Here is a 3326-nt window from a genome sequence, read left to right as displayed (position 1 = left end):
ATACGATTTATTCACCCGCCCACCACAAAGACGGAATTGTAAGGGCAACAAAAGAAGAAGCTGAGTCAAACGAAGCAGAATTTGACGGCATAACAACAGAAGATTAAAAACTTTTTTCAAAAAACTTTTATTTTCGGCGGTTTTTCCGTTAATTTTTAATTTATGGCAGAAAAAGCTGAGTCTCTATGGGTTGCAACAAGTCCAAAAACAGACTTTTCTGAACTAAAAGGCAATATTAAAATTGATGTTGCAATAGTGGGTGGCGGAATTTTTGGATTAACCGTTGCTTTTATTTTAAAAGAGGCGGGACTTAAAGTTGCGGTTTTGGAGTCAGAGAGAATTGTTAAGGGAACCACTGGATATACAACTGCCAAAATTACCTCGGCCCATGGAGTTATTTATAAATATCTTATTTCTCATTTCGGTAGAAAAAATGCGAAAATTTATGCAGATTCTAATCAAAGGGCGATTGAAAAAATATCAGAAATTATAAAAGAAAAGAATATCTCTTGTAATTTTGAAAGAAAACCCGCCTATACATATGCATCATCAAAAAAAGAGGCAGAAATTATTAAAGAAGAATTTGAAGCTTCAAAATCTTTAGGTCTTCCAGTTTCTTTTGTCGAAAAATTAAACGTTCCTTTTGGATTTTTGGGCGCTGTTTGTTTTGAAAATCAGGCGCAGTTTCATCCACGAAAATATCTTTTGGCACTTGCTAATTTAATTGACGGAGAGGGAAGTTATATATTTGAAAATTCCACAGCAAAGAACATAAAAGATGGCAGTTCTTGTATTGTGGAGACAGAAAAAAATAAAATAGAGGCTAAAAATGTAATTATTGCGACAAGAACACCAATTATAGAGGACAAATTTTATTTAAAAAACCTTATTCCTCGACAGTCTTATTTGATTGCCTGCAGGGCCAAAGATCTTCCATTTGAGGGCATGTTTTACAGCAGAGAAGTCAATTCTTTTTCTCTAAGAACCCATAGTTCAAAAGAAGGAAATTTTATTTTGGTTGGTGGCGGAAAGCACGAGGCGGGAAAGTCAATTGATATTAAGGAACAATACGAAAATTTAAAAAACTATGCAAGAAAAACCTTCCAAGTTGAATCGATTGACTATTACTGGTCTGCAGAGGATAATTATACTATAGATAGAGTTCCTTTTATCGGAAAATTTTTACCAGATTCAGAAAATATTTATGTTGCTTGCGGATTTGGAGCTTGGGGAATGACTAAGGGGACATTATCTGCTATTTTACTTTCAGATACTATTTTGGGTAAAAGAAATAGTTGGGTTGATTTTTACAGCCCAAAACGTCTTTATAAAGAAACTACCAAAAAAATTATGGATAAAAAAGAAGACGAGATTTTTAAAATTCCTTTAAACGAAGGTAAAGTTATAAAAACAGGATTTTTCAAAAAAATAGCAGTCTATAAAGATGAAAGTGGAAAAATATATGTGATTTCTCCAAAATGTACTCACATGGGATGTACCGTTGGTTGGAACAATAAAGAAAAAACTTGGGATTGTCCTTGTCATGGATCAAGATATGATAAATATGGAAAAGTAATTCGGGGTCCTGCAAAAAGGAATCTTGAAGAAAAAAACTTATAAAAATTATAAAGGTCGGAAAATTACATATTTAAATACAATGAAAAATACAATTTTAATCCTGATCATTGTTCTTGTTTTGGGAACTATCGCAGTAGTGGGTTATTTTATAATGAAAAATTCACCAACAGCTGTTTATACTACAGAAGAAACAACATCAACACCGACGTCGACGCAAACACCTACTGAAAGTCCGCAACAAACTTCGGCGGCCGAAGAAGAGTCAAATACAGTTACAATAGAAAACCTCGCTTTTAATCCAGTAACATTAACAGTCAAAAAAGGAACCACTGTTGTGTGGTTAAACAATGATTCTGTGGCGCACAAGATTAACTCAGATAAGTTTAATTCTCAAAACTTTAACAATGGAGAGAAGTTTGAATTTCAATTTAACGAGATCGGAACGTTTGATTATTTTTGCGGAATTCATCCTTCTATGAAAGGAACAATAATTGTTGAGTAAAAAAAATGGTTCGGGATATCGCATTAAAGCTAATATTTGGAAAACCACTAGTTTTATATTTTGGCATAAAGACCCTATTTGTTTTTTTAATTACTGCCATAATTGGTACTTTAGCAAGAAAGGGCAAGGTTTCTATCAAGTGGCACATAGGGTTTGTGATTCTTTCCTTTGCTGTTGCCATCTTGCATGGAATTTTAGCATTGTCAATTTTTTTAAACTTTTAATAAAGGGCAAAAAGCAAAAGAGGACATTCTGCCTGTTTTTGTTTTTAGCAACGAAAGAACATGAAAACACTAAGAGATTTTGAAAAAAGTCTTCAGAAGAAAGCTGACGGAGAAAAGGCAGAAATTCTGCAAAGGTTTTTTAAGACAGGAAAAGGCGAATATGGCGAGGGTGATATTTTCTTGGGCGTTGTAGTCCCCGAACAAAGAAAAATAGCAAAAGAATTTAAAGAGCTTTCAATGTTAGATCTTAAAAAATTAATTAAAAGTAAAGTGCACGAAGAAAGATTAATTTGTCTTTTAATTTTAGTGTTAAAGTTTCAGAAAGGAAATAATAAAGAAAAAAAAGAAATTTATAACTTTTATCTTAAAAATACAAAATATATTAATAATTGGGACTTAGTGGATTTATCAGCCCCCAAAATAGTTGGGCTATATTTAGAAGATAGAAATAAGTCTATTTTACATAAGCTTGCAAGGTCAAAAAATATTTGGGAGAGAAGAATTGCAATTTTATCAACATTTCATTTTATCTATAAAGGAAATCCAGAAGAAACTTTAAAAATTGCTTTTATATTAAAAGATGACGAGCATGATTTAATACACAAGGCAGTTGGCTGGATGTTAAGAGAAGTTGGCAAAAAGTGTGGAGAGGGGGTTGAAGAAAAATTTTTAAAGAAGTATTATAAAACGATGCCGCGAACAATGCTTCGCTATGCAATAGAAAAATTTCCAGAAAAGAAGAGAAAATTTTATTTAAACAATAAATAAATTGTCCAATATGAAAAAGAATATTATTGTTGTTGAAAACCTTACTAAAAAATACAATGGCTTTACAGCTGTTGATAATATCTCCTTTGAGGTTAAGAAGGGGGAGATTTTTGGTATCTTGGGTCCCAATGGAGCAGGCAAGACAACAACTTTAGAAATGATGGAAGGGTTGAGAAAAATTACAAAGGGCGAAATTAAGATTAATAATCTAGATGTTAAGAAAGAAAAAGAAAAAGTAAAATCGATTATCGGAG

At 32.3% G+C, this 3326-nt stretch carries 6 protein-coding genes; all 6 read left to right on the top strand.

The window, feature by feature from the left end:
* Positions 1-107, top strand: a 107-nt coding sequence (locus PHI88_03730) for a cupin domain-containing protein (protein MDD5552238.1), incomplete at its 5' end; no start/stop codon positions are given.
* A gap of 55 nt (positions 108-162) precedes the next feature.
* Positions 163-1620, top strand: coding sequence for an FAD-dependent oxidoreductase (locus PHI88_03725; protein ID MDD5552237.1), 1458 nt, complete (start codon positions 163-165; stop codon positions 1618-1620).
* A 37-nt stretch (positions 1621-1657) separates the two neighbouring features.
* The gene (locus tag PHI88_03720; protein ID MDD5552236.1) at positions 1658-2080 is read left to right on the top strand and encodes a cupredoxin domain-containing protein; all 423 of its coding nucleotides are present in this window, start codon (positions 1658-1660) and stop codon (positions 2078-2080) included.
* Positions 2081-2085: 5 nt separating this feature from the next.
* Positions 2086-2304, top strand: coding sequence for a hypothetical protein (locus PHI88_03715; GenBank protein MDD5552235.1), 219 nt, complete (start codon positions 2086-2088; stop codon positions 2302-2304).
* Between the two features lie 60 nt (positions 2305-2364).
* Positions 2365-3072, top strand: a complete 708-nt coding sequence (locus PHI88_03710; protein ID MDD5552234.1) for a DNA alkylation repair protein — start codon at positions 2365-2367, stop codon at positions 3070-3072.
* A 10-nt stretch (positions 3073-3082) separates the two neighbouring features.
* The coding region (locus PHI88_03705; GenBank protein ID MDD5552233.1) for an ATP-binding cassette domain-containing protein at positions 3083-3326 on the top strand (244 nt) is incomplete at its 3' end.

It is taken from the genome of Candidatus Paceibacterota bacterium (assembly GCA_028716825.1).
Classification (GTDB): Bacteria; Patescibacteriota; Minisyncoccia; order Minisyncoccales.
This window is presented reverse-complemented; position numbering and strand designations above follow the sequence as displayed.

Bases quoted from the DNA above. Each gene is read 5' to 3' on its own strand.
- PHI88_03720 (MDD5552236.1), top strand. From the start codon at position 1,658: ATGAAAAATACAATTTTAATCCTGATCATTGTTCTTGTTTTGGGAACT.
- PHI88_03725 (MDD5552237.1), top strand. From the start codon at position 163: ATGGCAGAAAAAGCTGAGTCTCTATGGGTTGCAACAAGTCCAAAAACA.
- PHI88_03710 (MDD5552234.1), top strand. From the start codon at position 2,365: ATGAAAACACTAAGAGATTTTGAAAAAAGTCTTCAGAAGAAAGCTGAC.
- PHI88_03715 (MDD5552235.1), top strand. From the start codon at position 2,086: ATGGTTCGGGATATCGCATTAAAGCTAATATTTGGAAAACCACTAGTT.